This is a genomic window from Sphingomonas sp. S6, assembly GCF_043498045.1.
Classification (GTDB): domain Bacteria; phylum Pseudomonadota; class Alphaproteobacteria; order Sphingomonadales; family Sphingomonadaceae; genus Sphingomonas.
In genome coordinates this window covers 332,892-357,885 of record NZ_JBIEOE010000004.1, presented here as the reverse complement: position 1 = coordinate 357,885, position 24,994 = coordinate 332,892, and the positions used below count along the sequence as shown (strand labels likewise).

Sequence of the window (24,994 nt, the reverse complement as noted above, 5' to 3'; positions counted from 1 at the left end):
CCCATGGCCAATATCCTCATCGTCGAAGCCCGCTTCTACGACCATCTGAACGACATGCTGCTCGCCGGCGCCCGCGCCGCGATCGAGGCGGCCGGTCACACGCATGAAACCGTGACGGTGCCGGGTGCGCTCGAAGTCCCCGGCGCGATCGCGCTGGCGTCGGACACCAGCCGCTACGACGCCTTCGTCGCGCTCGGCGTCGTCATCCGCGGCGAGACCTATCATTTCGAGATCGTCGCGAACGAAAGCGCCCGCGGCATCATGGCGCTGACCATGGACGGCCTCGCCATCGGCAACGGCATCCTCACCACCGAAAACGAAGCGCAAGCCATCACCCGCGCCGACCCCGGCCAGCTCGACAAGGGCGGCGGCGCAGCCCAGGCGGCGATCACCATGATGGACCTGCGCACGCGTCTGGGCTGAGGCCCGCGCCAAAGCAACGTACCGCCCACGCCCCCTCGCCTTTGTTCGTCATCCCGGCGCACGCCGGGATCCATGGACGGAGGCGTGACTGACCTAGGCGCGGGACCGATGCGTCGCATTTCCGTGGATCCCGGCCTTCGTCGGGATGACGGGGAGGCATCAGCCCGCGCGCAGCGCAGAAGCGCAAAGAACGCGGAGCGGCAGCGCCAGCCGCTCCCCGCGTGGCCCATCCCGGCCGATTGCAGCAGGCCGACGCCACACAAAGGCGGAACACTTCTGCGTCCTCTGCGCCTCCGCGCCTCCGCGCCTCCGCGCGCAAAATGATGCACGCGAAGCCGCAAAGACGCAAAGAGGTCGCGTCCACCCCGCCCGTCCAGCTCCCTCACATCAGGCAAAACAGGCCGACGCCTGCCACCAGCACTCCCCCTTCGCGTCTTCGCGTCTTCGCGCGCAAAAAAGACCCGGTACGTCACCGTACCGGGCCAGGGTCGTCCGCAGGAGGAACGTCGGTGGGGTGCGGGACCTGCCGTCCCGCTCCCGATCAGTTGTAGGCGCGCTCGCCGTGTTCGCCGAGGTCGAGGCCTTCCTGCTCGACTTCGCGAGCGACACGCAGGCCGGTGACCAGCTTGGCGATGGTGATCGCGATCACCGTGCCGATCGCCGCCCAGACGATCGTCGTCGCGACCGCCTCGATCTGCACGAGCAGCTTGGCACCCATGGCGTAATCCGCCGCACCCGGTCCGCCGAGCGAGGGCGCATAGACGATGCCCGTGCCGACCGCGCCGATCATGCCGCCGATGCCATGCACGCCGAAGGCGTCGAGCGCGTCGTCATAGCCGAGCTTGGGCTTCAGGACCGACACCGCGAAGAAGCAGACCACCGAGGCGACCGCACCCAGCACGATCGCGCCGAACGGGCCGGAGTTACCGGCAGCCGGCGTCACCGCGACCAGGCCGGCGACGATGCCCGAGCAGAAGCCCAGCGCCGACCCCTTGTGACCGCGCACCCGCTCGATCAGCATCCAGAACAGGCCGCCCGATGCCGTCGCGACGAAGGTGTTGATCATCGCAAGGCCCGCCGAACCATTGGCCTCCAGCGCAGACCCGGCGTTGAACCCGAACCAGCCGACCCACAGCAGGCCGGTGCCGACGCCCGTCAGCGTGAGCGAATGCGGCGGCATCGGCGTGTTGGGATAGCCCATGCGCTTGCCCAGCATCAGCGATGCGACCAGCGCCGAGACACCCGCGTTGATGTGCACCACCGTGCCGCCCGCGAAATCGAGCGCGCCCGCCTTGAAGAACAGGCCCGACGATGCCCACACCATGTGCGCGATCGGGAAGTAGACGATCGTCAGCCAGACGGCGCCGAACGCCATCACCGCGCTGAACTTCATCCGCTCCACCACCGATCCCAGCACCAGCGCGACGGTGATCGCGGCAAAGGTCATCTGGAAGCAGATGAAGACATATTCGGGGATTTCGACGCCCGCGGTGAAGGTCGCCGACTGCGACGCCGCGGTCACGCCCTTCAGGAACGCCTTGTCGAAGCTGGCGATGAAGTTGGTCAGGAACCCGCCGCCGGCAAGGTCGGGACCGAAGGCGAGCGAATAGCCGTACATCACCCAGATCAGCATCGCGAGACACGCGACCGCGCCGATCTGCGTCATCGTCGACAGCATGTTCTTGGCGCGGGTGAGGCCGCCGTAGAACAGCGCCAGGCCCGGCAGGATCATCATCATCACCAGCACGGTGCTGGTCATCATCCAGGCGGTGTCGCCCTTGTTGACCGTCGCGACGACGGGTGCCGCCGCGGGCGCCGCCTGGGCGAAGGCCGGCAGTGCGGTGAAGGCCGCGGCAGCGCAGGCCGCCCCGACACCGGCGATTTTCTGTGTCAGCTTCATCTTACCCCCCTCAGAGCGCCGAATCGTCGGTTTCGCCGGTGCGGATGCGCACCGCCTGCCCGACGTCGAGCACGAAGATCTTGCCGTCGCCGATCGCGCCGGTGTTCGCCGATGCCTGGATCGCTTCGACGACCCGGTCGGCCAGGTCGGCGGCGCACACCACCTCGATCTTGATCTTGGGCACCATGTTGGTGCTGTATTCGGCGCCGCGGTAGATTTCGGTCTGGCCCTTCTGGCGGCCGAACCCCTTGACCTCGGTAACCGTCATCCCCGCCACGCCCAACGTGGTGAGCGCTTCCCTCACCTCGTCGAGCTTGAACGGCTTGATGATCGCAATGACCAGCTTCATCCCTGCCCCCTTAGCGTTGCACGCCATGCTGCATCGCAACGACCGTGCCATTTACGATTTGGCAGGATTTCAGGGCATTTCGTGCGCGACGCGCGCCGGGGACGTCAGATTATTGTGCAGCCAGCTTTCTCTGCTCAAAAATCAGGCAGCGCCGACGATATCCTGCGCCGCCGTCAGATCGTCCTCGTCCACCATCACGCGGACCGGGATCAGCAGGTAGCGGCCATCGGCGATGCTCGCGCCGCCGTCGAAGGCGATCGCCGCAATCCCTTCCGCCGCCAGCCGCCCGACGAGGATATTGGCCAAGTTGCGATCGTACCGACCGAGTTCGACGAGGGACATGATGCGCTCCGTTGACGCGCATGGATGATGCGCATACTTTCGCCGCATGAAGCATGATCCGATCGCTTCGGGCAAGCGCAAGCCCGTCAATTTGTCGCTGGATACCGGCATCGTGGCCATGGCCAAGGAAGCTGGGGTCAATCTGTCGCAGGTGAGCGAAGCGGCGATCCGCGATGCGGGCCGCAAGCTACGTGATGCGAATTGGAAGGAAGAAAACCGCGAGTGGATCGCAGCGCATCGCCGCTGGGTCGAGGAGAATGAGCTTCCCCTCGAAAAATACCGACTGTTCTAATGGCACGGTTCGACGTCTACAGCCTCGCGGACGGGTCGCTGGTCGTCGATTGCCAGGCCGATTTCCTCGACGAGATCGGCACGCGCTTCGTCGTGCCACTCCTGCCGCGCGGCGAAGGACCCGCGCCACATGCACGGATCAACCCCGTTCTCGTATTCCGCGACGAAACGCTTGTCCTCGTTCCACAACTTGCCGGTGCGCTACGAACGAGCGAGCTACGCCGGCGCGAAGGCTCGCTCGATCACGAGCACTACACGATCACGCATGCGATTGACGTGCTGATCGGCACGGCCTGACCGCTCACGCCGCCGTACCCCCCACCGTCAGCCCATCGACCAGCAGCGTCGGCTGACCCACGCCCGCCGGCACGCTCTGCCCGCCCTTACCGCACACGCCGATCCCTTCGTCGAGCGCGAAGTCGTTGCCGATGCCCAGCAATTTGGTCAGCACCGTCGGCCCGTCGCCGATCAGCGTCGCGCCCTTGATCGGCGCGCCCAGCTTGCCGTTCTCGATCCGGTACGCCTCGGTGCACGAGAAGACGAACTTACCCGACACGATATCGACCTGCCCTCCGCCGAAGCTCTTGGCGAAGATGCCCGTCTTCACGCGGGATAGCAGCTCGGCGGGATCGTCCTTGCCGTCCTTCATGAAGGTGTTGGTCATCCGCGGCATCGGCGCATGCGCGAAGCTTTCGCGCCGGCCGTTGCCCGTCGCCGGCACCCCCATCAGCCGCGCGTTGAGCCGGTCCTGCATATAGCCCTTCAGGATGCCGTCCTCGATCAGCACCGTCTCGCGCGTCGGGGTGCCTTCGTCGTCGATCGACAACGACCCGCGCCGGTCGGCGAGGCTGCCATCGTCGACCACCGTTACACCCGGCGCCGCGACACGCTCGCCGATCCGGCCGGAAAAGGCGCTCGTACCCTTGCGGTTGAAGTCGCCCTCCAGCCCGTGGCCGATCGCTTCGTGCAGCAGCACGCCGGGCCAGCCCGGTCCGAGCAGCACGGTCATCTCGCCCGCCGGCGCTGCGACCGACTCGAGATTGACCAGCGCCTGCGCCAGCGCCTCGTCGATCCCGCGGTTCCACACCGCCGGCTCCATCAGCCGCTCGTACAGATAGCGCCCGCCGATGCCGAAGCTGCCTGTCTCGCGCCGGCCATTCTGTTCGACGACGATCTGGATGTTGAGCCGCACCAGCGGCCGCACGTCGGTCGCGACGAAGCCGTCGGGCCGCACGATCTCGACCACGCTCCACGTCCCGCTGAGGCCCACCGACACCTGCGCCACGCGCGGGTCACGCGCGCGCGCCGCGGCGTCGATCGTCTGGCACAGGTTCACCTTGTCGGCGAACGGCACCAGATCGAGCGGATCGGCATCGGTATAGAGGTGGCGGTTGTTACCTTGCGGCGGCGGCGCCTTTGCGGCCTTCGACGGGTCGATCAGCGCCATCGTCTCGCCCGCTCGGCGGATGGCGGCTTCGGACAACTCGTTCGCATGCGCGAAGGCGGTCATCTCGCCCGAAACCGCGCGCAGGCCGAAGCCGGCATTGGTGTCGTAGCTCGCGGTCTTCAGCCGCCCGTCATCGAAGCCGAACGCCTCGGCCTTGCGATATTGCAGGTAGAGTTCACCATCGTCGGCCGCCCCCAGCGTTTCGGCGGTCAGCCGCAGCGCGGCGTCGGGCGACAGAGCGTCGCGATACAGGAACGAGCGGGGATCGGCGGATACGGTCATACCGCCAATATAGGCGCGGTATCGCTACCTGCTAGCTCCGTCCGGCGCGTTAGCGCGGGCTGGCGCCTTCCGAAATGTCGCGCAGGGTGGACTGGTCGACGCCATCCGCCGGCCCGCCGATCAGCACGAAGCGCCGATCGCAATAGCCGCAGTCGATATAGCCATTCTCGTCGATCTGCAGGAACACGCGCGGATGGCCGAGCGCCGCTCCACCCGGAATGTCGGTGGCGCCATCGCAGGCGACGCGGCGTTGGGAGACACGGACGATTTCGGGCGGCGCGATCATGCGCCAGCGGATAGCAAGGGCGACGCCCGTCTTCAATCCTCCCCGGCACGGGGAGGTGGCGCCGCGCAGCGGTGACGGAGGGGGGCTTCCGCAAGGGGTGTCGCTCGCGGCGATCCCCCTCCACCACTCGCTGTCGCGAGCGGTCCCCCTCCCCGTGCCGGGGAGGATTTAGTTGCCCCCCTCCACGATCGGCGCGTATGCCGCCGCCATGACCGAGGCCGCGATCCGCATCCAGAACCTCTGCAAGACCTATCAGGGCGGCAAGCGCGCGCTCGATGGCGTCAGCTTCGACGTGCCTCGCGGCCAGATCTTCGGCCTGCTCGGCCCCAATGGCGCGGGAAAATCGACGCTCATCAACATCCTCGCCGGCCTTGTGAACAAGACCGACGGCGCGGCCGAGATCTGGGGCTTCGACATCGACGCCCATCCGCGCAACGCCAAGGCGTCGATCGGCATCGTCAACCAGGAAATCCTGTTCGACCCCTTCTTCACGCCGATCGAGACGCTGGAAATCCAGGCGGGCCTCTACGGCGTCCCCAAATCGCAGCGCCGCAGCCTCGACCTGCTGCGCGCCGTGCACCTCGAGGACAAGGCCAATGCGTACGCCCGCACGCTGTCGGGCGGCATGAAGCGGCGGCTGATGGTCGCCAAGGCGATGGTCCATTCGCCCCCCGTCCTCGTCCTCGACGAACCCACCGCCGGCGTCGACATCCAGCTGCGCCAGCAATTGTGGGCCTATGTCCGCGAATTGAACGCCGCCGGCGTCACCGTGGTGCTGACCACGCATTACCTCGAAGAGGCCGAGGAGCTGTGCGATCGCATCGCGATCATCAACCACGGCCGCCTGATCGCCAACGAACCGACGCGCGACCTCGTCGGCAAGGCCCAGGAAAAGGTGGTGGCGGTCACCGTCGACCGCGATGTCGCGACGCCGCCGCAAAACGCCTGCTTCGCCAAGATCGTGCTGAAGGGCAGCCGGACGCTCGAAATCACCTATGCCAAGGATCGGGTGAATGCCGGCGAAGTCCTCGCCGCGGTCCAGAACGATGGTTTCGGCATCGTCGACGTGACGACCAAGGAACCGGACCTCGAGGATGTGTTCCTCAGCCTCACCCGCACCGACGCCTGAACAACCTTACGACAGCGAAACAAAGCTGCGCGCCGGCAATAGCACGTCAAACAAACAAATCCGGTCCGAAAATCACCTCAAAGTCGTTCTGACAGAAATGTTTAGATCGACTTGAGGCGACATCCTCCATGCCTCGTCATGGAGGAAAGAGAATGACCGGAGTTGATGTTCGCAACGACGCCGTCAGCGCCCGCACCGCGGGCCGCGGCCGGAGGGGGATTGCGGCAATTCTGTCCCATACGGGCGGATCCATGCTGATCGAATTCGCCGTCCTGTTGCCCGTGATGCTGATGCTGACCTTCGGCATCACTTCCTATGCCTGGTGGTTCCTGATCGCCAACGGCGTCCAGCAGGCGGCGAACGACGGCGCCCGCGCCGCCATCGCCGGCCTCGACGCGACCGAACGGCGCACGCTCGCCACCACCAAGGCTACCGATCACCTCAGGAACCTCGGCCGCTACGACATGCAGCGCGCCACGATCGCGGTCAGCGAAGCCTCCAGCCAGCTGACCATCACCGTCAGCTACGACGCCAGCCGCGACGGCAATCTGCGCCTGCCTTTCGTGCCGGCCCCGCCCAGCCGCATCGTCCAGCGCGCCACCATCCTGCTGGGGGGCCTGTGAGGGGTCGCTTGACCGTCCCCCCGATCGGCCGACGACTGGCGCGCGATCGGCGCGGCAGCGTCGCGGTCATGTCGGTCTTCCTGATCATCATCTTCCTCAGCGCCGCCTCGCTCGCCGTCGATTACGGCTGGATGGTCGTGCGCAAGCGCCAGCTACAGGGCGTCACTGATCGCGCCGCCATGGCCGCCGTCCTGCAGGGCGGCGATCCACGCACCGCCGCGCAAGGCGCGGTCGCCGTCGACAGCGCCCCCAACGTCACGATCGTCACCGCGCTGTCGGGCGCCTACAATCCGGATCCGGCGGTTGCGGTCGCGGCGCGCTTCCAGCCGGCCGCGAACGGCGTCGCCGCGGTGCAGGTGCTGGCGAGCCAGCGCATTCCACTCTTCTTTTCCGGTATCCTCACCGGCCGGCGCTACGTCGACCTGCGCGCCGCGGCGATCGCCGCGCGGACGGGGGAAGCGGCAATCAGCGTCGGCAGCCGCCTGGTCAACGTGCACGGCGGCCTTCCGGGGATGCTGCTGTCGCAATTGGCGGGCGTCGATCTGAACCTCAGCGTCGCCGACTATAACGCGCTGGTCGGCGCCAACGTCGATCTCTACGCGCTGTCCGGCCTGCTCAAGACGCGCGCCGGGGTCGGCCTCGGCACGTTCGACAGCACCGCCTCGGCGGTCGTCGACCTGCCGACGCTCGTCACCGCGATGGCCGATGCGGCGACGCCGGGCACCGGCGCCTCCGTGCTGCGCAGCATCGCGGTCAAACTGCCCCCGACCAAGGTCGACCTTACCCGCATCGTCAAGCTGGGCGACGGCACCATCCTGAAATCGCTCAACGTCGGCGCGGACGAGCTGTTGCGCGAAGCGCTGATCGGCACCGGCGGCGACCGCCAGCTGACGCTCGACCTCGGCGGGCAGGTGATGGGCGTCGGATCGACCAACGCGACCGTCATCATCGGCAGCCGCGTCGCCACCTCGCCCTGGGTGCGCGTCGGCCGCGATTCGTCGGTGACGGTCAGCACCTCGCAGATCCGCATCGCGCTCAACGCGCGGATCGACGTCGCCGGCCTCGGCCTCGCCACCGCCAACCTGCCGGTGATCCTGGAGGGCGCCGGCGGCGAAGCACGGCTCGCCTCGGTCGCCTGCGGCAGCGGCGGTGCCACCGTCGGCGTCGACGGGCGGGTCACGCCGATGCGCGCGATCATCGGCCAGGTGTCCGACACCGCGCTGCGCAACCTCAATACGCCGCTCCAGCCCCAGCCGGCCACCTTGCTGTCGGTGCTGGTCACCGCGGTGACCGGACTCGCCGACGTACAAATCGGCGGCAGCGACTGGACGCGGGCGACCTTCACCCCCGGCGACATCGCCGATCATGCGGTGAAGACGGTCAACACCACCCATGCCTTCGGCGGCCTCATCGCCTCGCTGCTCCAGCGGCTGGATCTCCGGATCAGCGTGCTCGGCCTGACGGTCAGCACCTCGCCGGTGACTGCCCCTTTGCTCAGCGCCTTGTCCGGCGCCGCACCCGCGCTGGACGGCATCCTCGAACAATTGCAGCAGCTTGCCGGCGTTCGCATCGGCCAGGCCGACCTGCGCGTCGTCGGCGCACGCTGCGGCGCACCGGCACTCGTCGGCTAACCCGCCCCACCCCGTCACCCCGGACGTGTTTCGGGGTCCCGCTGTCACCCCGCATCGAAGCAGCAGGACCCCGGCTCAAGGCCGGGGTGACGATATGAGAAGGCCACCGTCCTCACGCCTCGCGCGGCAGCGCATCCAGCCACGCCCGCATTCGCCGGCACCCATCGTCGCTCATCACGATCCAAGATCGCCGATGGTCCTGATGATCGGCGATCCGCTCGCAATAGCCCAGCGCCTCCAGCCGCGCGATCCAGCGCAGGCCGGTCGATTCGGACACGCTGCACTGCCGACTCAGCGTCAGCATGCTCAGCCGCACGCCCTCCTCCTGCGCGATGAACAATTGCAGCAGCGCCTCCAGCGCCGGCTCGGCGAACAGCTCGGATGCAAAATGGTCGCGGACCGATCGATGCCGTTGCAGCGCTGCGCGCGCGGCAACGGAATACAGCGTCTGTCCGATCAGAACGGTCATGGGCACCGCCTCCCTGAAGCGGCTCTTCCCAAGACCGCGTCGAACCTATCCTACATTAGCCACAAGACGCAGAACGGTAAGATCGGTTTCCCGCATCGCGCCGATTGTCGGATCGTTCGCGCCGAACACGAAAGCGTCTGTCCTACACGCCCCGGTTTATGCCACAGCGGTCCGATGCCTGATCCCTGCCCCGCCCTGCCCGCCGGCCGCCGTCATTGCGGGCGGTCGCACGGGGGGCGTTTCCGGACGATACGTATCGTCCACTTCGTCCACTTCCGCAGGCCTGGAAGCGCCCCGCGATGACCGAATCACCCCCCGCCACCGACGTGCTGATCGTCGGCTCGGGCGCCGCCGGCCTCACCGCGGCCCTCAATCTCGCCGATCGTTTCCGCGTCACCGTCCTCGCCAAGGGCGCGCTCAACGAAGGGTCGACCGCCTGGGCACAGGGCGGAATCGCCGCGGTGCTCGAACCCGGCGACACGTTCGACAACCATGTCGAAGACACGATGGTCGCCGGCGCCGGCCTCAACGACCGCGACATCGTCGAGTTCGTCGTCGAGAACGCCCCCGCTGCGATCGAGCGGCTGACGCAGCTCGGCGTTCCCTTCGCGACTGAGGGGAACGCTCTCCACCTCACCCGCGAAGGCGGCCACAGCCATCGCCGCATCGTCCATGTCGCGGACGCGACCGGCTGGGCGGTGCAGGAGGCGCTGCAACGCGCCGCCGAGGCGCATCCCAACATCACGCTCGTCCCCGATCAGGTCGCGATCGACCTCGCGACCAGCCGGCATGAACAGCGCTATTCGGGCGCGGGCAATGTCTGGGGCGTGTACGCGGTCGATCGGGGTACGGGACGCGTCAACCTCTACACCGCGCGCGCGACGATCCTCGCCACCGGTGGCGCAGGCCGCACCTACCTCTTCTCCACCGCGCCGCGCGGCGCGACGGGGGATGGCATCGCGATGGCGTGGCGCGCGGGCTGCCGCGTCTCCAACATGGAGATGATGCAGTTCCATCCGACCTGCCTCTACAATCTCGAGGTCAAGAACTTCCTCATTACCGAAGCGGTGCGTGGCGAGGGCGGGCGACTGATCAACCCGACCACCGGCAAGCGCTTCATGTCCTATTACGACGCCGAGCGGATGGAGCTGGCGCCGCGCGACGTCGTGGCGCGCGCGATCGATGCCGAGATCAAGCGCTACGGCCTCGATTACGTTCACCTCGATATCAGCCATCAGCCGCCGGAATTCGTTAAGGGCCATTTCCCCAACATCTACGAAAAGCTGATCGGGCTCGGCATCGACATGACGACGCAGCCGATCCCGGTCGTGCCCGCGCAGCATTACACCTGCGGCGGCATCGTCATCGACCGCGACGGCCGCACCGATCTGCCCGGCCTCTACGCGGCAGGCGAATGCACCGAAAGCGGGCTGCACGGCGCCAATCGCCTCGCGTCCAACTCGCTGCTCGAATGCTTCGTGTTCGGCGAAGCCTGCGCCGACCATATCGCCGCACATTGGGACGCCCTGCCCCCCGTCCCCGTCATCCGGCCCTGGGACGAAAGCCGCGTCACCGATTCGGACGAAGAGGTGGTCATCAAGCAGAACTGGACCGAAATCCGCCGCTTCATGTGGAATTACGTCGGCATCGTCCGCACCACCAAGCGGCTGGAGCGTGCGCAGCATCGCATTCAGATGCTGACCGGCGAGGTCGCCGATTATTACGGCCATTTCCGCGTGACGCCCGACCTGATCGAGCTGCGCAACCTGCTCCAGACCGCCGAGCTGATCGTGCGATCGGCGCTGCACCGGCACGAAAGCCGCGGGCTGCATTACACGCTCGACTATCCGGAGACCGCGGCAGAGGCGGTCGACACGGTGCTGGTGCCCTGATGCCGACGCGATTCGCCGCGCGTGCGCCGCGCTTCACCGCAGCGGCTTGTTTCGCCGGTATCCGCACCCGAAATGGCGGATATGGAGGATGCTACGCCTAGCGGGGGCCAGTTCACGATTATGATAGCGTACGGCCGGTCGGCCCGATCCATCCTGATGACCGGCGCCTGCGCCGCGCTCGCCGCCTGCGGTTCGAACGCGCGGCCGGGCGGCAACGGCCCCGTGCCGGCGGTGACGACGCCCACCGCCGCGGTGTCGATCCCCATCCCCGCCGCCGCCCCGCCGCCCCGCCGGGTCGCACCCGCCCGCCTCACCGCGGCGATCGACAGTCTCGCCCGCAATTTCGACGGCAAGTTCGGCATCGCGATCCGCGCGGTCGACGATGGCTGGACCGTCACCTCGCCTGGCGCGCGCACCCGCATGCCGCAACAGTCGGTCAGCAAGCTGTGGGTCGCGATGACGCTGATGGACCTGCGCGATCAGGGCAAGGCGCGGCTGGACGATCCCGTCGTCGTCCGCGACCAGGATCTGACGCTGTTCCACCAGCCGATCGCGATGCTGGTGAAGGGCGACGGCTATCACACCACTGTCGGCGAACTGCTGACGCGTGCCCTCACGCACAGTGACAATACCGCCAACGACCGCCTGTTGACCTATGTCGGCGGTCCGCAGGCGGTGCGCGCGATGATCGAGCGCAAGCAACTGGGCGACATCCGCTTCGGTCCCGGCGAACGCCTGCTCCAGTCGAAGACCGCCGGCCTCGTCTGGAACCAGGCGACCATGTCGAAGGGCAATGGCTTCGAACTCGCCCGCTCGCGCCTGTCGCCCGAGGTGCGCGCCGCCGCGCTCGACGCCTACGTCAACGATCCGCCCGACGGCGCCGCCCCGCTCGCCATCGCCGATGCGCTCGCACGCCTCGCCCGCGGCGAGTTGTTCACCGAAACCTCGACGCGCATCCTGCTCGACACGATGGGCGCCTCGGTCACGGGCCGCGCCCGCCTGCGCGCCGCGGTGCCGGCGGGGTGGAAGATCGCGCACAAGACGGGGACGGGTCAGGACCTGGGCAGCCGCAACGCCGGCTTCAACGACGTCGGCCTGCTCACCGCCCCCGACGGTCGCCGCTACGCGATCGCCGTGATGATCGGCGACAGTCGCCGCCCGATCCGCGAACGCCAGCAACTGATCCAGTCGGTGGCAGCAGCCGTAGCGAACGACGCGACTTAAAGTCCTCCCCCGCCAGGGGAGGTGGCACCGCAAAGCGGTGACGGGGGGAGGATACGGGACATAGCGGCCGAAGCCCCCCCACCCCGCAAGGATGGACCGGAGGGGCATTTTGTGCCCCAAAAGCCACACTCCGCCAAAGCTTGCGGCCCTGCTCGCCAGAGGTTGGTGCGCCCCCGCCGATCCGCTAAACGGCACCCACGATGCCCCATCTCTATCTCGTCGACGGCTCGGGCTATATCTTCCGCGCCTACCACCGCCTGCCGCCGCTCACCAACCGGCACGGCGAGCCGGTCGGCGCCGTCTATGGCTATACCGCCATGCTGTGGAAGCTCGCCGACGAGCTGCACAAGGCGGATGGCCCGACGCACATGGCGGTCATCCTCGACAAATCGTCGCAGACCTTCCGCAACGCGATGTACGACCAGTACAAGGCGCACCGCCCGCCGCCGCCCGAAGATCTGGTCCCGCAATTCCCGATGATCCGCGACGCCACCCGCGCCTTCTCGCTGCCCTGCATCGAGGAGGAAGGCTGGGAGGCGGACGATCTGATCGCCAGCTACACCAAGGCCGCGCTGGCGCAGGGCTGGCAGGTGACGATCGTCAGTTCCGACAAGGACCTGATGCAGCTGATGACCGATCCGTCGGTCGACATGCTCGACACGATGAACAATCGGCGTCTCGGACCGGATGCGGTGTTGGAGAAGTTCGGCGTCGGCCCGGAGAAGCTGGGCGACGTGCTCGCGCTGATGGGCGACAGCGTCGACAATGTGCCGGGCGTGCCGGGTGTCGGCCCGAAGACCGCCGCGAAGCTGATCCTGGAACATGGCGACGTCGAGGGCGTGCTCGCCGCGGCGGCATCCGACACGTTCAAGAAGGGCAAGCTGCGCGAAAATCTGATCGAGCATGCCGAGGCGGCGCGCCTCAGCCGCAAGCTGGTCGAATTGGCCTGCGACGTACCGCTCGTCCATCCGCTCGAGGAACTGGAACTGCCCGCAAGCGGCATTCCCGATGCGCCGCTGCGCGCCTTCCTGGAGCATCACGGCTTCAAGACGCTGATGAACCGGCTGGGTCAGGTCGCGGACGCCCCCGTCGCGGCGCCTGCCGACGTGCCGTTCGAGGCCGATCCGCCGTGCGACCATGACGGCTATGAGACGGTGGTCGATGCCGCGACGCTCGATCGCTGGGTCGCAGAGGCGCAGCACCAGGGCTGGGTCGCGATTGATACCGAAACGACCGGCACCGACGCGACGCGCTGCGATCTGGTCGGCGTGTCGCTCGCCCTGGGCGCCAATAAAGCGTGCTACATCCCCTTGGGTCATGGCACGACGGACCTGCTTGCCGAAAACCCGGTGCAGATCGACCGGGCCGAGGCGCTCGCGCGGCTGAAGACGCTGTGCGAGGACGCGTCGGTCCTCAAGATCGGGCACAATCTGAAGTTCGACATGATCGTACTCGGTCTCGCCGGCATCGCCGTCGCGCCGCACGACGATACGATCGTGATGAGCTTCGACCTCGACGCCGGGCTGCACGGCCACGGCATGGACGAACTCGCCGCGACGCATCTGTCGCACAGCTGCATCGCGTTCAAGGACGTGGTCGGCACGGGCAAGTCGCAGCGCGGCTTCCACGAGATCGACCTCAAATCGGCGACGCGCTACGCCGCCGAGGACGCCGACGTCACCTATCGCCTGTGGAAACGCTTCAAGGCGCGACTGCCCGCCGAAGAGGCGACGCGCGTCTACGAGATGGTCGACCGCCCACTGGTGCCAGTGATCGCGCGGATGGAAACGCGCGGGATCAAGGTCGATCGCGAGAAGCTGTCCGCGCTGTCGGCCGGGTTCAGCGAGCAGATCGCGGCACTCGAGATGGTGATCCACGGCCTCGCCGGTGCGCCCTTCACGATCGGCAGCCCCAAGCAGCTGGGCGACGTATTGTTCGAACGCATGGGCATCAAGGGCGGCCGCAAGGGCAAGTCCGGCGTCTATTCGACCGACGTCAACGAGCTGGAGCGGATCGCCGCCGACAAGGATTCGCCGGGGGCGGAGATCGCCGCACGCGTGCTCGACTGGCGCCAGCTGACCAAGCTCAAGAACACCTATACCGACGCGCTGCAGAACGAGATCAACCCGCGCACCGGTCGCGTCCATACCAGCTATAGCTTGACCGGCGCGCAGACCGGCCGCCTATCGTCGACCGAGCCGAACCTGCAGAACATCCCGATCCGCACCGAAGTGGGGCGGCAGATCCGCGACGCCTTCGTCGCCGAGCCGGGCAACGTCATCCTGGCGGCCGACTATTCGCAGATCGAACTGCGTCTCGCGGCCCACATGGCCGACGTGCCCGCCTTGCGAGCGGCGTTCGCCAATGGCGACGACATCCACTCGCTCACCGCGATGGAGCTGTTCGGCGAGGTCAATCGCGACACGCGCGGCCGGGCGAAGACGATCAACTTCGCCATCCTCTACGGTATCAGCCGCTGGGGTCTCGCCGGCCGGCTCGACGTCACCGCCGACGAGGCGCAGGCGATGATCGACCGCTATTTCGATCGCTTCCCCGGCATCAACACGTATATCGCCGAGACCACGCAGAGCGTGCGCGAGCGCGGCTATACGACGACGCTGTTCGGGCGGAAGACGCATTTCCCCCGTATTCGCAGCAAGGTGCAGCACGAACGCCAGGGCGCCGAGCGCGCCGCGATCAACGCGCCGATCCAGGGCACCAGCGCCGACATCATCAAGCGCGCGATGGTGCGGATGGAGCCGGCGCTCGCCGCGGCGGGGCTGCCGAACGTGCAGATGCTGTTGCAGGTCCACGACGAACTGGTGTTCGAATTGCCGGAAAGCGACGTCGATGCGGCCAAGCCGGTGATCGAGCGCGTGATGGCAGAGGCCGCCGCGCCGGCGGTCGAACTGTCCGTTCCGCTGGGGATCGAGATCGGCGTCGGTGCGAGCTGGGGGGCGGCGCATTGATCATGGCCGTCTCGCGCGCGCCCTCGCCCTCACCCTTCCCACCCGGCTGCGCCGGGCGGGCCCCTTCCCTCTCCCAATGGGAGAGGGAGGGAGCGCCGAAGGCGCGGAAGGGTGAGGGCGGCTTGCCCGTTCTGTCGTGACCGAAACCAAGGACATCGATGCGCTCGCCAAGGGCGGCCGCACCAATATCGCGGGCTTCGTCCTGCGCCTCGCCGCGCGCATCCCGTTTCTGTTCATCGCGGGCCGGCTGTACGGCCCGGATCTCGTCGGCCGCTTCGCGCTCGCCGTGGTGGTGGTCGAACTCGCCGCCCTCGTCGCAACGCTCGGCCTGAAGCGCGGCCTCGCGCAGGCGCTGTCCTCTTCCGATCAGCCGCATGTCTGCGTCGTCTGGGACGCGCTGGCGCTCGCCTTCGTCCTGTCGATGGCGGCGAGTGCGGTGCTGATCGCCTTTCCGGAGGTAATGTACGCCAACACGCATGTGACGGGGCTGGACCGCTTCCTGCCCTGCATCATCGTTGCGGTGGCGTGGTCCGACGTCAGCCTCGCCGCGCTCGCCTATCGCCACAATGTGAAGGCCACCGTCACCGCACGCGCGGTGGTGGAGCCGTGGACGATCTCGATCGCGGCCTGGGTCTTCTCGTTCGTCACGATCAAGGATGGCCTCGTCCTGTCCTATGTCGCGTCGATGATCGCGGCACTGATCGCCAGCTTCGTGCCCTTCATCCGCAGCTATGGCGTACCGCATGGCTGGTCGCCACATCTGGGGCAGTTGTTCCGCCTGGCGCGCGCCAACGCGCCCTTGGCGGGGGCGGATGCGCTGGAATGGGGCACCCGCAACGTCGACCGCTTTATTCTGGGCGTGATGTTCGAACCCAAGGTCGTCGGCATCTATTACATGGCGCAGCAGGTCGCATCGCTGCCGCAGAAGCTGAAGACCAGCTTCGACCCCATCCTTGGCCCCGTCATCACGCAGAGCCTGGCGGTGAACGACCGCGCCGCGATCGCCAATCAGGTGCGGCAGGTCGCCTTCTGGATCATGGCGGCGCAGACCGGCCTCGCGCTGATGGGCTCGATCCCCGCCGAAGCGGTGATGGGCGTCGTTGGCCCGCAATTCGTATCGGGCAGCGCGGCGCTGGGCTTCCTGCTGTTCGCCGAGGTGCTCGCCTCGACCGGCGCGGTGTGCGAATCGGCGCTGGTCTACACCGCGCGGCACCGTAACCTGATGATTTCCATCGCGATGCTGGGCGTGCAGATCGCACTGAGCTTTGCGCTGATCCTTGGCATGCGACGACTGGGCCTGCCCCAGACATGGCAGGCGGCGGGACCGGCGGTGGCGCTGATGATCGGCGTCGGCCTCACCTCGATCATCAAGGCGCGGCTGCTCGGGCGGATCCTGTCCGCACCCGTGTCGCCGTGGCGCTGGTCGCTGGCGGGGGCGGCGCTGGCTGCGATCGTCATCGGCGCGGCGTTCACGATGCTGCCGCACGACTTCGAATGGCTGGAGTTGGCCGGCGGCGAACCCGCGATCGCCGCGACCTATCTTTTCGTGTTGTGGAAATGGGCGTTCGGCCCGGCGGACCGGGCGCTGTTCACCAAGATGCCGACCGCAGAGGAGGCGACCCTGCCCAACGTCGGATCGCCGGTGCGCTGAGCGCTCGCGAAAAGTCACAAAAGTCACGCCGAGGAGGATGTTTTTCGGATGACACCCTCGTCCGATGAAGCAGGGCCCCGCAGGGACGGCGTCGGCGTGGGCCATGATGACATTCTCCCTGTCCGTGGAAGGGCCGGCCCGCCATTACTCTCCGGCGCTGATGGCACACGGACGCCAAGGTCGCGTTGTTGTGTCCGGTATTGAGAAAGAGCACCGCGCCATGCGGCCCGATGCTCCCTCTATCAGAATTTAACCAAATAGGCTAGATGGAATGGTGTACGCCGTCCCGATTAGTGCCGGAAGTGACGCATCCCGGTGAACACCATCGCCAATCCCGCCGCATCGGCCGCCGCGATCATCTCGTCGTCGCGGATCGAGCCGCCCGGCTGGATCACTGCGGTCGCGCCGGCCTCCACCGCCGCCATCAGGCCGTCGGCGAAGGGGAAGAAGGCGTCCGACGCCACCGCAGACCCGATCGTTCGCGGCTCGGCCCAACCGGCCTTGTCCGCCGCGTCCTTAGCCTTCCACGCCGCGATGCGTGCGGATTCGAGGCGGTTCATCTGCCCTGCGCCGACGCCAGCGGTCGCGCCGTCCTTGGCATAGACGATGGCGTTCGACTTGACGTGCTTGGCGATCGTCCAGGCGAAGCGGCAATCCGCCAGCTCCTGTTCGGTCGGCGCGCGCTTGGTCACCACCTGCAGATCGCCCGGCACGCCCGCATCCCGATCCTGCACCAGCCAGCCGCCGGCGATCGTTTTGGCGAACAGGCCGGCACGTGCCGGATCGGGCAGCTCGCCGGTCAGCAGCAGGCGCAAATTCTTCTTGGCAGCGAACAGCGCCAGCGCCTCTTCGTCGGCATCGGGCGCGACGACGACTTCGGTGAAGATGCCGGTAATCGCCTTCGCCGTCGCCGCGTCGAGCGGACGGTTGACCGCGATGATGCCGCCGAACGCCGAGACGGTGTCGCAGGCGAACGCCTCGGCATAGGCTTCTTCCAGCGTCTTGCCCGTCGCGACGCCGCATGGGTTGGCGTGCTTGACGATGACGCAGGTCGGCGCGTCGTCGCGGAACTCGGCGACCAGCTCCAGCGCCGCGTCGGCGTCGTTGAGGTTATTGTAGGAAAGCTCCTTGCCCTGCACCTGGCGCGCCTGGCCGATGCCGCGCACGCCATCGGTGCTGGCGTAGAAGGCGGCGGACTGGTGCGGGTTCTCGCCATAGCGCAGCGTCGCCGCGCGGCGCATCGTGACGGGCAGAACGGGCGGGAAGGCTTCGGCCTGATCGACCGTGCCGAACCAGCGTGCGATCGCGCCGTCATAGGCAGCGGTGGCGGCAAAGGCCTTGGCAGCGAACAGGCGACGCTGGTCGAGGCTGGTCTCGCCGGTCGCGACGATGGCGTAATCGGCGGGATCGGTCACGATCGCGACATAAGCGTGGTTCTTGGCGGCGGAGCGCACCATGCTGGGGCCGCCGATGTCGATGTTCTCGATCACCGTGTCGCGATCGGCGCCGCGGGCGACCGTCGCCTCGAACGGGTAGAGATTGACGACGACGAGGTCGATCGCACCGATGCCATGGTCGGTCATCGCCTTGGCATGCTCGGCGTCGTCGCGCACGGCGAGCAGGCCGCCATGGACCATCGGGTGCAGCGTCTTGACGCGGCCGTCCATCATCTCGGGGAAGCCGGTAAGGTCGCTGACGTCCTTCACGGTCAGACCGGCGTCGCGCAACGCCTTGGCGGTGCCGCCGGTCGAAACGAGCTCGACACCCTTGTCGGCAAGCGCGCGGGCGAGGTCGACGACCCCCGTCTTGTCGGACACGGACAGCAGGGCGCGGCGGATGGGGATCGTGGTCATGATGGTCCTAGCGGGGGAGGAGTCTCGCGCGCGTTCCCTAGCGGCGGATGGCGCCGGGGAACAGGTGGGAGTTGTGAGCGCTCGCCTCCATTCCCCCGTCACCCCGGACTTGTTCCGGGGTCCACCGGGCTGCACGGGGGCGGCAGGAGGCTCCAACGCCCCCCTCGCCGCAGAGTGGACCCCGGAACGAGTCCGGGGTGACGGGGGGAGTGGGCGGCTGAACGCCCCCTCAGATCGCGCGCTTTAGCGCCCAGCTCACATTCGCGCCACCGGCGGGCGCTTCGCCCGACACGACAAGCTGCTGCGTCGCGACCGGGCGCCCCTCGCCGTCGATCCACAGCGAATCCTCGATCGTCAGCATCCCCCCGCGGCAGCGGAACTGCCACAGCGCACCGCCGGGCAGGCGGAGCAACGCTGCAAGGCCATCCGCGGTCGGCGACGCCTGCACGCCGGCACCGAGGTGGAAGCGGATGCAGAAGGGCGCCATGCCTGCCTTACGCTTGCGGCCCTGCGGCAGCAGCGCATCTTCGCCGCGCAGCTCCTTGCCATCGCCGGTCAGCATCAACTGGCGGCGGTGGATAAGGCCCCAGCGGCGGACATAGCCATCGTGGCTCGCCTCGATCCGGCTCGCCACGTCCGATTCCTGCCGCGACAGCTCGACCTGGGCGACACCGCGGCCCAGCGTGCCGTCGGCGTGGATCGCGGTGGAATTGGAGTCGCCGACGGTCAGCGTCGAATGCGCCGCGGTGGTGCGCAGCCCTTCGGCAAAGGCGGCGGGCAATTGCGCGACGGCCGCACGCGCGCCGCCGCAATTGACGATCAAGCGCTGCTCGCCGTCCGAAAATTCGAAGGCGAGCGTCGAGGCGCAGCCGCCCTCCACCACCTTGGCGATCGGCGGCGGAGCGGCATCGACGATCAGCACCGCGCCCCCCGCGGCGAGCCGCTGATAGCCCCAGTCGCGCGCCTGGCGCAGCGGGCGCGTCCGGATGCCGCTCGCCTCGATCAGCGCGGCCAGATCGTCGGCGGTCGCCGGTCCGGCGCCCTGCCAGCTCGCCAGCATGCGGTCGCCGTGCATGACGCCGAGCAGCGCCGGCACCGCACGGGAGAGCGCGGTTTGCGCCACCTCGGGCATCTCTTCGCGCCGCGCCGTGTAGACTTCGCGCAAGGTGCTGAGCAGCTGGATCGTGTCGGCGAGCATCGCCGGGCTGCGCGACACCGAACCACCGTCGTCGGTGAGCCCGCTCGCCAGCGCGCGGGCGAGGCCCGCCTCACCGAACGCACGGCGCGGGTCGCCGCCCGGGATCAGCAGACCGGCGGTGATGACACCGCACCAGGCGGCGATGCGCGGCGCGCCCGGCGGTGCCTTGTCCGCACCGCGATCCAGATGGCGGGCGCCGCGCGCCAGCGTGTTGAGGACGCTCGATCGATAGACGAGGTCGGTCGACGACAGGATGAGCGGCGCGTGGCACGTCCAGAACAGCAGCCGCCGGCCCCACAGATCGGGGCGCCACGCCAGCGGATCGATCCGCTCGGCATAATCGTCCAGCCAGCGCGCCATCAGCGCCTCGGCGATCGGCGCGCCCTGCGCGCGCGTGGCGACGGTCGACAGATCGCGCAGCCAGGCAAAGCTGTGGACGTAATCGGCAAACGGCCGGCCCCAGTCGCCACGCTTGAACGCGAGCGTATCGATCGGGTGCGTTTCGCCTTGGAACGCCAGCTCGCCGCGCAGCACCGCATGGCCGCGCCGTACGTCGCCCATCACGGGATCGTCGGGCACCGCAACCAGCTTCAGCGGATAGCGGCCCTTCAACCGCATCGTGTGGATCGGCGTGCGCCACGTCAGCTTGTGAAAGCGTTCGGCAAGCCGCTCGGCGAGGCTGAGCCCCTTGTCGCCGCCGACGCGCATCAGGCGCTTGCCCTCCTCGATCCCGTCGGGCGCATCCGGCCCGTCGAGCGAGGTCACGGGATGACGGTGGGGCGACAGGTCGCTCATCCGCGCATCAGCCCCGCAGCGCGGCGATATTGGCGGCGTAGCATGCCGGCCCGCCACGGAAGGCCGCGGTGCCGGCGACCAGCGCATCGGCACCCGCCTCGACGCAGCGGCGGGCATGCGTGGCGTCCACGCCGCCATCGACTTCGAGGTCGATGGCACGGCCGCTGTGATCGATCATCTTGCGGATCGCGGCGATCTTCTTCAGCTGGCTGTCGATGAAGCTCTGCCCGCCGAAGCCGGGATTGACGCTCATCACGAGGACGAGGTCGACCATGTCGATCAGATAGTCGAGCATCTTCGCCGGCGTCGCCGGATTGAGCACGACGCCCGCGCGCTTGCCCAACCCCTTGATGTGCTGGATCGTGCGGTGGACGTGGGGGCCCGCCTCCGGATGGACAGTGATCGTGTCGGCGCCCGCCTCGGCGAAAGCGTCAAGGTACTGATCGACGGGCGAAATCATCAGATGGACGTCGAATGGCTTGGTCGTGTGCGGGCGCAGCGCCTTCACCACGGCCGGGCCGATCGTGATGTTGGGGACGAAATGGCCGTCCATGACGTCGATATGGATCCAGTCGGCGCCCGCGGCATCGATGGCGCGGACCTCTTCGCCCAATTTGGCGAAATCGGCGGACAGGATGGACGGGGCGATGCGGACCGGCTGCATGGCGCCTCTCTAAGCCCCTGTCGGGCGATGGCAATGCGGTTGGGGTGGAGTTTGATCCTTTGCCACACACTCTTCGTCACCCCGGACTCGTTCCGGGGTGACGGCGGGGTTTTGGACGGCGTCAGGCCTTGCGCCGTAGCCGTGCGATGAAGAAGCCGTCGCAGCCACCTTCTGCCGCCAGCATCCCCGGCAGCGTGCGGACGTAGCCGCCGGCCTGCACCGGGACACTCGGTGGGAGCAGCGCGGCATCGGGCGCATCGATGGCATAGTCCGGGCGATCGGCCAGGAATCGGTCGAGCTGCGCCTCGCCCTCCGCCGGCTCCAGGCTGCACGTCGCGAAGACGAGGCGGCCGCCGGGCTTCACCCAATCGGCGGCGCGGGCCAGCAAGCGGGCCTGCAGGCCCGCCATCTCCTCGATGATCGCCGGGTGGACGCGGTGGAGCACGTCCGGATGGCGGCGGAAGATGCCGGTGGCACTGCACGGCGCGTCGATCAGCAGCGCATCGGCCGGCGCATCCGGCGCCCATTTCAGCACGTCGGCGGCGATCACCTCCGCCTTCAGCCGCGTGCGGAACAGGTTTTCGCGCAGCCGCTTGATCCGTGCGTTGGACACGTCGACCGCGGCAACGCGATAGCCCGCGGCGGCGAGTTGCAGCGTCTTGCCGCCGGGCGCCGCGCACAGATCGATCGCCTGAGCGCCTTCGGCGATCCCGTCGGCCAGCAACCGCGCGGGGATGGAGGCGGCGATATCCTGCACCCACCAGCGTCCCTCGGCAAAGCCGGGCAGCTCGGTGACCGCGGCCGCGTCGGTCAGACGGACATGCCCCGGCATCAGGCTCGTGCCGCCCAGCTCGCGCGCCCAGTGTTCGGTCTCGGCGGGGTCGGCAAGGCTGAGGTCCAGCGGCGGCGGCGCGGCGATCGCCTGTGCCGCGCCTTCGACCATCTCGGGGCCCCAGGCGGCGTCCCACCGCGCCTCGACCTTCGGCGGCAGCGCGGGAATTTCGGGCAGCAGCACGCCCGACCGGACGATCGCGCCGAACACGCCATGCACCAGCTTGCGCGGCCCACCGTCGACCAGCGGCAGCACGGTCGCAATCGCGGCGTGGTGCGGCGTGCCCAGCACCAGCGCCTGTACCAGTGCGATGCGCAGCGCCATGCGCGCCTTGGCATCCTCGGGCAGCGGGCGTTCGGTGACCGAATCGATCAAAGCGTCGAGATCGGGCAGACGCCGCAGCACCTCCGCCGCAATCGCATGCGCCAAGCCACGGTCGGGGCCGTAGACGTGGCGCGTCGCGGCGACCAGCGCCTGCTCCAGCGGCTCGCCCCGGCGCAGCACCGCATCGAGCAGGCGGATGGCGGCGCGGCGCGACGGCGTGCCGAGCGGTTCGGCAGGGGCCACGGGCTGACGGTTGAAACGCGGTCGACGGGGATCGGGCAAGCTTGAGAAACCTTCGGTACGGAACGATATAGTGAGTCCCTTAGACCGGAGAGACGCGATGGGCCAACGTCCCGAACATCTGAAGCCGCCCGCCTATCTCAGCCAGAACCCGCCCGTGCCCACCCCGGAGCCGGTCGAGCCGAAGACGGAAGACCCGTTGGGCCTTGATCCCACGCGCTACGGCGACTGGGAATTGAAGGGCATCGCGATCGATTTCTGATCCCGCAGCGAACTGGCCGAAGGACCGTGCCGGAACCAATGGCGCTCCGGCGCGTCCCGCTGGCATGACCCCCCGTCTCCGCGCCGGCAGGCGTTACGTGCCTGTCCTCATCGCGGTGCCACTGGTGTTGCTGCTCGTCATCGCCGCCTTTCCCTATGGGATGCTGAAGGCCGTGGTCGCCGATCGGCTTGCCAAGCGCTTCGGCCGACCGGTGGTGATCGGGGCCATGGATCGGGTGGATGCGATCGGCTTTACACCGACGATCCGCGTCCGCGACGTCACGATCCCGCAGGCGGGCTGGGCCGGCAGTGGCAATTTCCTGACCCTGCGCGAAGCGCGTGTCACCTTCCCCGTCTGGCCGTTGCTGACCGGCACCTTCCGCCCGCGCGATATCGTTGCGGACGGACTGCAACTGGCGCTGGTGCGCGACGCGAACGGCCGGACCAACTGGTCGCGGCCTGGCGAGGCGGAAAGCGGCGGCGCGTCGAGCGACCTCAAAGGGCTGACGATCCGCGACGCGACCATCCGCTATCGCGACGACAAGCGCCGCCGCAGCGCCGTGGTGCAGGTCTCGTCCGATGCGCAGGGGCTGCGCGCCAAGGGCAACGGCACGATTCGCGGCGTGCCCGTCCGCATCGCGCTCGACGGCGCGTCCGTCGCACAGCCCTCCCCCGGCCCCTGGCCCTTCACCGCGACGATCGACGGCGACCGGCTGTCGATGCGCGCCAAGGGCAGCACCGACGTGCCGCTCGATACCGACGCGATGACGCTCGACGTCACCGCACGCGCCGCGGACCTCCGCCTGATCGACGCGGTGATCGAAGCGGGTCTGTTCGGCACGCAACCCGTCACGCTGACCGCGCATGTGCGCCACGACGCGCCCAAGTGGATCGTCAACGACCTGAAGGGCACCATCGGCCAGTCCGACATCGCCGGCCATGTCACGGTCGACAAGCAGGACGGCCGCACGAAGCTGGACGGCGCGGTCACCTCCAACCGCTTCGATTTCGGTGATCTCGCCTCCGATCAAGGCCGCGCGGAAGCCGCCGCACGCGAACGCGCGATCGGGCCGCATGTCGTGCCCGATACGCGGATCGATCTCAGCAAGATCGGCAAAACCGACGGCCGCCTATCGCTCCGCATCGCGCGCGTCGTCAGCCGCAGCGGGCCGACGCCGGTGCGCGCACTGTCGACGGTACTGACGCTCGACCACACGCGGCTCGACGTCGCGCCGCTGACGCTGGTGCTCGCCGATGGCACCGCCAAGGGCAGCCTGCGCGTCGACCAGCGCGACGGTGCCCCCAGCCCGCTGCTGACGGTCGATATGCGGCTGAGCGGCACGCGGGTCGCGGCGCTGCCCGGCACCGGCGGCGACTTTACCGGGCGGATCGCGGCACGCGCGCGCCTCTCCGGCCGCGGCGATACGATCCGTGCGGCGGTGGGACGGTCCGACGGCCGCATCGGTTTCGTGGTGCGCGACGGCACGCTGCCGCAACGCTACGCCGCGGCGCTGGGCTTCGACGCCGGACGCGCGCTGCTGGCGGGCGAAAGCGAACGCGCCCGTCTGCGCTGCGTCGTCGTCGGGCTGAAGGTGACGGACGGCCTGGGCCACGCCGCGCCGATGATCGTCGATACGAGCGCCAGCCAGTTGCACGGCACCGGCACGTTGCGCTTCCCCGCCGAACGGCTCGACATGCGGCTGACCGGCGCACCCAAAGGCGACGGCCTGCTCCGCCTGCCCGGCGCCGCCTTCCTCACCGGCACGCTCAGCGCGCCCGAGATCGTCGTGCCGGCGCAGGTCAAATCGGTCGGCAACGTGCTGAAGGCGCTGGGCCGCGCGATCACCAGCAAGCAGGAGCCGCGTGCCGGCGACGCGGATTGCGCGACGCTGTCGGCGCATGTGCTGGGTTCATGACAA

22 protein-coding genes are annotated in these 24,994 nt (G+C 68.3%); 12 read left to right on the top strand and 10 right to left on the bottom strand.

The genetic code is table 11. From position 1 onward, the window contains the following. Positions 1 to 3: 3 nt before the first annotated feature. The gene (gene ribH, locus ACGVWT_RS09425; RefSeq protein WP_315460791.1) at positions 4 to 423 is read left to right on the top strand and encodes a 6,7-dimethyl-8-ribityllumazine synthase; all 420 of its coding nucleotides are present in this window, start codon (positions 4 to 6) and stop codon (positions 421 to 423) included. A gap of 541 nt (positions 424 to 964) precedes the next feature. On the opposite strand, the gene ACGVWT_RS09420 is transcribed toward ribH, so the two are convergent. The 3 genes from ACGVWT_RS09420 to ACGVWT_RS09410 form a co-directional block, all read right to left on the bottom strand. Further along, positions 965 to 2,323: an ammonium transporter gene (locus tag ACGVWT_RS09420; RefSeq protein ID WP_315460792.1), complete on the bottom strand. Its 1,359-nt coding sequence runs from the start codon at positions 2,321 to 2,323 to the stop codon at positions 965 to 967. 10 nt (positions 2,324 to 2,333) lie between these two features. Beyond that, positions 2,334 to 2,672, bottom strand: coding sequence for a P-II family nitrogen regulator (locus ACGVWT_RS09415; RefSeq protein WP_017980283.1), 339 nt, complete (start codon positions 2,670 to 2,672; stop codon positions 2,334 to 2,336). A 141-nt stretch (positions 2,673 to 2,813) separates the two neighbouring features. Then, positions 2,814 to 3,014 (bottom strand): DUF2007 domain-containing protein, encoded by a 201-nt coding sequence (locus ACGVWT_RS09410; protein WP_315460793.1) that lies wholly within the window; start codon positions 3,012 to 3,014, stop codon positions 2,814 to 2,816. A gap of 46 nt (positions 3,015 to 3,060) precedes the next feature. Here ACGVWT_RS09410 and ACGVWT_RS09405 point away from each other — a divergent pair, with 46 nt between their 5' ends. Then, positions 3,061 to 3,306, top strand: a complete 246-nt coding sequence (locus ACGVWT_RS09405) for a type II toxin-antitoxin system CcdA family antitoxin (RefSeq protein WP_116460357.1) — start codon at positions 3,061 to 3,063, stop codon at positions 3,304 to 3,306. Then, complete coding sequence (locus ACGVWT_RS09400; RefSeq protein WP_116460356.1) at positions 3,306 to 3,602, top strand: CcdB family protein; 297 nt, start codon at positions 3,306 to 3,308, stop codon at positions 3,600 to 3,602. The genes ACGVWT_RS09405 and ACGVWT_RS09400 overlap by 1 nt, the downstream gene beginning before the upstream one ends. 4 nt (positions 3,603 to 3,606) lie before the next feature. Here ACGVWT_RS09400 and tldD read toward each other — a convergent pair whose 3' ends face one another. Together tldD and ACGVWT_RS09390 are read right to left on the bottom strand one after the other, a co-directional pair. Next, entirely contained in the window at positions 3,607 to 5,034 is a 1,428-nt protein-coding gene (gene tldD / locus ACGVWT_RS09395) for a metalloprotease TldD (RefSeq protein ID WP_315460794.1), read from the bottom strand. Positions 5,035 to 5,083: 49 nt separating this feature from the next. Beyond that, on the bottom strand, positions 5,084 to 5,320 hold the full coding sequence (locus ACGVWT_RS09390; RefSeq protein WP_116460354.1) for a zinc-finger domain-containing protein: 237 nt from the start codon (positions 5,318 to 5,320) through the stop codon (positions 5,084 to 5,086). Positions 5,321 to 5,528: 208 nt separating this feature from the next. Here ACGVWT_RS09390 and ACGVWT_RS09385 point away from each other — a divergent pair, with 208 nt between their 5' ends. From ACGVWT_RS09385 to ACGVWT_RS09375, 3 genes are all read left to right on the top strand, one after another. Next, positions 5,529 to 6,449, top strand: coding sequence for an ABC transporter ATP-binding protein (locus ACGVWT_RS09385; protein ID WP_043060892.1), 921 nt, complete (start codon positions 5,529 to 5,531; stop codon positions 6,447 to 6,449). A 251-nt stretch (positions 6,450 to 6,700) separates the two neighbouring features. Next, entirely contained in the window at positions 6,701 to 7,072 is a 372-nt protein-coding gene (locus ACGVWT_RS09380) for a TadE/TadG family type IV pilus assembly protein (RefSeq protein ID WP_315460795.1), read from the top strand. 8 nt (positions 7,073 to 7,080) lie between these two features. Beyond that, complete coding sequence (locus ACGVWT_RS09375; RefSeq protein WP_315460796.1) at positions 7,081 to 8,703, top strand: pilus assembly protein TadG-related protein; 1,623 nt, start codon at positions 7,081 to 7,083, stop codon at positions 8,701 to 8,703. Between the two features lie 112 nt (positions 8,704 to 8,815). Here the strand turns inward: ACGVWT_RS09375 and ACGVWT_RS09370 are convergent, their stop codons facing one another. Then, entirely contained in the window at positions 8,816 to 9,172 is a 357-nt protein-coding gene (locus ACGVWT_RS09370) for a hypothetical protein (protein WP_315460797.1), read from the bottom strand. Positions 9,173 to 9,471: 299 nt separating this feature from the next. Here ACGVWT_RS09370 and nadB point away from each other — a divergent pair, with 299 nt between their 5' ends. From nadB to ACGVWT_RS09350, 4 genes are all read left to right on the top strand, one after another. After that, entirely contained in the window at positions 9,472 to 11,064 is a 1,593-nt protein-coding gene (gene nadB / locus ACGVWT_RS09365; protein ID WP_315460798.1) for an L-aspartate oxidase, read from the top strand. Between the two features lie 156 nt (positions 11,065 to 11,220). Then, positions 11,221 to 12,288 carry a serine hydrolase gene (locus ACGVWT_RS09360; RefSeq protein ID WP_315460799.1) on the top strand — a complete coding sequence of 356 codons (1,068 nt, stop codon included), beginning with the start codon at positions 11,221 to 11,223 and terminating at the stop codon, positions 12,286 to 12,288. Positions 12,289 to 12,488: 200 nt separating this feature from the next. Beyond that, positions 12,489 to 15,257, top strand: a complete 2,769-nt coding sequence (gene polA, locus ACGVWT_RS09355; protein WP_315460800.1) for a DNA polymerase I — start codon at positions 12,489 to 12,491, stop codon at positions 15,255 to 15,257. A gap of 136 nt (positions 15,258 to 15,393) precedes the next feature. Then, entirely contained in the window at positions 15,394 to 16,908 is a 1,515-nt protein-coding gene (locus tag ACGVWT_RS09350; RefSeq protein WP_315460801.1) for a lipopolysaccharide biosynthesis protein, read from the top strand. A gap of 290 nt (positions 16,909 to 17,198) precedes the next feature. Here the strand turns inward: ACGVWT_RS09350 and purH are convergent, their stop codons facing one another. The 4 genes from purH to ACGVWT_RS09330 form a co-directional block, all read right to left on the bottom strand. Beyond that, positions 17,199 to 18,761, bottom strand: coding sequence for a bifunctional phosphoribosylaminoimidazolecarboxamide formyltransferase/IMP cyclohydrolase (purH, locus tag ACGVWT_RS09345; RefSeq protein ID WP_315460802.1), 1,563 nt, complete (start codon positions 18,759 to 18,761; stop codon positions 17,199 to 17,201). A gap of 229 nt (positions 18,762 to 18,990) precedes the next feature. Next, positions 18,991 to 20,754: a heparinase II/III family protein gene (locus ACGVWT_RS09340; protein WP_315460803.1), complete on the bottom strand. Its 1,764-nt coding sequence runs from the start codon at positions 20,752 to 20,754 to the stop codon at positions 18,991 to 18,993. Between the two features lie 7 nt (positions 20,755 to 20,761). Then, positions 20,762 to 21,418, bottom strand: a complete 657-nt coding sequence (rpe, locus tag ACGVWT_RS09335) for a ribulose-phosphate 3-epimerase (RefSeq protein WP_315460804.1) — start codon at positions 21,416 to 21,418, stop codon at positions 20,762 to 20,764. Between the two features lie 121 nt (positions 21,419 to 21,539). Beyond that, positions 21,540 to 22,856, bottom strand: a complete 1,317-nt coding sequence (locus ACGVWT_RS09330; protein ID WP_315460805.1) for an RsmB/NOP family class I SAM-dependent RNA methyltransferase — start codon at positions 22,854 to 22,856, stop codon at positions 21,540 to 21,542. A 58-nt stretch (positions 22,857 to 22,914) separates the two neighbouring features. Here ACGVWT_RS09330 and ACGVWT_RS09325 point away from each other — a divergent pair, with 58 nt between their 5' ends. Both ACGVWT_RS09325 and ACGVWT_RS09320 read left to right on the top strand, forming a co-directional pair. Then, positions 22,915 to 23,076, top strand: coding sequence for a DUF1674 domain-containing protein (locus ACGVWT_RS09325; RefSeq protein ID WP_116460343.1), 162 nt, complete (start codon positions 22,915 to 22,917; stop codon positions 23,074 to 23,076). Between the two features lie 97 nt (positions 23,077 to 23,173). Then, positions 23,174 to 24,991: an AsmA-like C-terminal region-containing protein gene (locus ACGVWT_RS09320; RefSeq protein ID WP_315460806.1), complete on the top strand. Its 1,818-nt coding sequence runs from the start codon at positions 23,174 to 23,176 to the stop codon at positions 24,989 to 24,991. Positions 24,992 to 24,994: the final 3 nt, after the last annotated feature.

Bases quoted from the DNA above. Each gene is read 5' to 3' on its own strand.
- nadB (WP_315460798.1), top strand. From the start codon at position 9,472: ATGACCGAATCACCCCCCGCCACCGACGTGCTGATCGTCGGCTCGGGC.
- polA (WP_315460800.1), top strand. From the start codon at position 12,489: ATGCCCCATCTCTATCTCGTCGACGGCTCGGGCTATATCTTCCGCGCC.
- ribH (WP_315460791.1), top strand. From the start codon at position 4: ATGGCCAATATCCTCATCGTCGAAGCCCGCTTCTACGACCATCTGAAC.
- ACGVWT_RS09405 (WP_116460357.1), top strand. From the start codon at position 3,061: ATGAAGCATGATCCGATCGCTTCGGGCAAGCGCAAGCCCGTCAATTTG.
- purH (WP_315460802.1), bottom strand. From the start codon at position 18,761: ATGACCACGATCCCCATCCGCCGCGCCCTGCTGTCCGTGTCCGACAAG.
- ACGVWT_RS09385 (WP_043060892.1), top strand. From the start codon at position 5,529: ATGACCGAGGCCGCGATCCGCATCCAGAACCTCTGCAAGACCTATCAG.
- ACGVWT_RS09415 (WP_017980283.1), bottom strand. From the start codon at position 2,672: ATGAAGCTGGTCATTGCGATCATCAAGCCGTTCAAGCTCGACGAGGTG.
- ACGVWT_RS09420 (WP_315460792.1), bottom strand. From the start codon at position 2,323: ATGAAGCTGACACAGAAAATCGCCGGTGTCGGGGCGGCCTGCGCTGCC.
- ACGVWT_RS09400 (WP_116460356.1), top strand. From the start codon at position 3,306: ATGGCACGGTTCGACGTCTACAGCCTCGCGGACGGGTCGCTGGTCGTC.
- ACGVWT_RS09380 (WP_315460795.1), top strand. From the start codon at position 6,701: ATGCTGATCGAATTCGCCGTCCTGTTGCCCGTGATGCTGATGCTGACC.
- ACGVWT_RS09390 (WP_116460354.1), bottom strand. From the start codon at position 5,320: ATGATCGCGCCGCCCGAAATCGTCCGTGTCTCCCAACGCCGCGTCGCC.
- rpe (WP_315460804.1), bottom strand. From the start codon at position 21,418: ATGCAGCCGGTCCGCATCGCCCCGTCCATCCTGTCCGCCGATTTCGCC.
- ACGVWT_RS09370 (WP_315460797.1), bottom strand. From the start codon at position 9,172: ATGACCGTTCTGATCGGACAGACGCTGTATTCCGTTGCCGCGCGCGCA.
- ACGVWT_RS09410 (WP_315460793.1), bottom strand. From the start codon at position 3,014: ATGTCCCTCGTCGAACTCGGTCGGTACGATCGCAACTTGGCCAATATC.
- ACGVWT_RS09325 (WP_116460343.1), top strand. From the start codon at position 22,915: ATGGGCCAACGTCCCGAACATCTGAAGCCGCCCGCCTATCTCAGCCAG.
- ACGVWT_RS09340 (WP_315460803.1), bottom strand. From the start codon at position 20,754: ATGAGCGACCTGTCGCCCCACCGTCATCCCGTGACCTCGCTCGACGGG.
- tldD (WP_315460794.1), bottom strand. From the start codon at position 5,034: ATGACCGTATCCGCCGATCCCCGCTCGTTCCTGTATCGCGACGCTCTG.
- ACGVWT_RS09360 (WP_315460799.1), top strand. From the start codon at position 11,221: ATGACCGGCGCCTGCGCCGCGCTCGCCGCCTGCGGTTCGAACGCGCGG.